The organism is bacterium (assembly GCA_026398675.1).
Classification (GTDB): Bacteria; RBG-13-66-14; RBG-13-66-14; order RBG-13-66-14; family RBG-13-66-14; genus RBG-13-66-14.
In genome coordinates this window covers 1-2,442 of the sequence record JAPLSK010000090.1, presented here as the reverse complement: position 1 = coordinate 2,442, position 2,442 = coordinate 1, and the positions used below count along the sequence as shown (strand labels likewise).

The window sequence follows — 2,442 nt, the reverse complement described above, 5'->3', positions numbered from 1 at the left end:
GTCTCCCGCTCGCGCGTCGTGGCGGCCATACACGGGGGCCTGATCACCCTCGACGGCGCGCCGACCTCGCCGGACAAGCGTATCCGGGGCGGCGAAAGGGTGAAAATTTTCCCCGAGGCCCTGGCCGAGCCGGAACCGCTGAACCCGCTCACCCCCCGCGAAGCCGAAATCGGGATTCTCTACGAGGATTCCTCGGTGGTCGTGGTGGACAAGCCGGCGGGGCTCGTCGTCCACCCGGCCCACGGCCATGCCGACGACACCCTCTTGAACGCGCTGGCGGCGCGGGGAATCGGGTTGGCCGTCGTGGGCGACGGCCGCCGACCCGGCGTGGTCCACCGGCTCGACATGGACACCTCGGGGGTCCTGGTGCTGGCCAAGACCCAAGCCGCCCTCCTTTCGTTGGTGGGGCAGTTCTCGGCGCACACCACCGAGCGGGTTTACTGGGCGCTCACCTACGGCGTGCCCGAGCCCCCCGCGGGGATCATCGAGGCGCCCATCGGCCGTCACCCGCGGGACCGCAAGCGTTTCGCCGTGGTCCAGAGAGGTCGGCCCGCCGTGACCCATTACCGCGTCCTGGAGCCGCTGCCGCCCGGCAACCCCTGGGCCGCTCTCGTCGAATGCCGCCTGGAGACCGGACGCACTCACCAGGTCCGGGTGCACCTCGCCCACCGGGGCCACCCGCTCCTGGGGGACGAAGTTTACGGAACACGGGCCAGCCGCCGCGCCTCCGCCGGTCTGCCCCTCGCGGGTCACGCCCTTCACGCCCGGCTATTGGCCTTCGACCACCCGGAAAGCGGAGAACGGCTCAGTTTCACGTCGGACCCCCCTTCCACCTTCACCAACGCCCTCGAACTGCTCCGCGGACATGGAGAAACCCATGCGACGTAACACCTTAGTATTGCTTTTACTTGTTTTAGGTGCCCTGGCCGCCATTCCTGCGCCGGTCGGACCGGACGGCACCCCCCTTACCGTCGAGACCCTGCGCGGGAACCTGGAGGACTTCGGCTACGAGCTGGCCGAGGCCTACTACGCCCTGGACGCCTACGGCGAGGATGTTGACACGGAGCCAATCTACGAGAAGTACGCCTACCTGGACGACCCCGCCCTGGTGGACTGGCTCCGCTCCCTGGAAAACGACGCGACGGACCCGCTCCAGCGCAGGTCCTACGCGTACCTCGTCAAAGACCTCGAGAACAACCTCCTGTGGTTTCCCCTCGAGGAGCTCTACAACGACTACATCACCACCGAGGCGTCCGCCCAGATCGAGGTCGGCGGGGAGGAGATTCCCTACCGGCAGATAGACGACGTCATCTTCCGTGAGGACGACCGGGACCGCCGCCGGGAGCTGTGGACCGCCGAGCGGCAGTTCATCGTGGACGAGATGAACCCGCGCCTCGCCGCGTTGGTCGAGGCCAACCGCGGGGAGTGCCGCGAGCTGGGTTTTCGCGATTTCGTGGACTACTACGCAAAAATTAACGACCGGGACTTCGGCGATCTCACCGGGGACTGCCTCTACATCCTCGGGGCCACGCGGGGCCTGTTCGAGGGCCTGGCCCGGGAGAGGACGGCGGAGGTATTCCCCGACCTGGCCCTGGAAGATGTGCGCAGCTACGACCGGGGACAGCTCTGGCGCACCGACGAGTTCGATTCGTACTTCCCCGCCGAGCGGCTAATCCCGCTGTGGCTCGAGTTCACCGACGGCCTGGGGATAGACTTTAAAAATCTGACGAACATCCGGCTCGATTCCGAGGACCGTCCGGAGAAACAGCCCCGCGCCGCCTGCTGGCCCATGCGGGTTCCCGAGGACGTCCGGGTCTTGGTCAAGCCCTCGGGCGGGTTCACCGACTACGAGACCCTGTTCCACGAGATGGGCCACGCCCTGCACTTCGCCTTCACCGACCCGAGCCTGCCCTACGAGCTAAAGCTCCTCGGCGACGACGCCGTCACCGAGACCTACGCTTTCACCTTCGAGAACGTCTTCGAGAACCCGGCGTTTCTGAAAGAGGACGTGGGGATGGCGGACGAGGAGGAGATCCGGCGTTTCCGGCGCGAGCAGCTCTTCACGGAACTCTCCGGCCTGCGGAGTTACTGCGTGAGCTTCCTCTACGAGCTGCTGCTCCACGGCGTCGAGGCCGACCCTCGGGCCGGTTACAAGGAGCTCGTGGACTGGGCCGGCGTCTGGACCCGCACCGACGAGGAGTACGACACCGGCGTGTACTACGCCAACGAGGATTTCTATACGACCAGCTACCTCTACGCCTGGCTGCTTGAGGCCGAGGTCCGTCAGACGCTCCTGGACCGTTTCGGCGAGGAATGGTGGCGCGACCCGGAGGCGGGGGCTTTTCTGGAGGGGTTGTGGTCCCAGGGGTACAAGGCGACGCCGGGGGAGATAGCCGCCGAGCTGGGCTACCCGGATATCTCCCCGGTCCCGCTGGTCGAGCG

The 2,442-nt window shown here is 66.9% G+C and carries 2 protein-coding genes; both read left to right on the top strand.

Annotated features, from left to right (window positions below; genetic code table 11):
• On the top strand, positions 1-888 hold an 888-nt coding region (locus NTW26_01865; GenBank protein MCX7021019.1), incomplete at its 5' end, for an RluA family pseudouridine synthase.
• On the top strand, positions 878-2,442 hold a 1,565-nt coding region (locus tag NTW26_01860), incomplete at its 3' end, for a hypothetical protein (protein MCX7021018.1). The genes NTW26_01865 and NTW26_01860, both read left to right, overlap by 11 nt.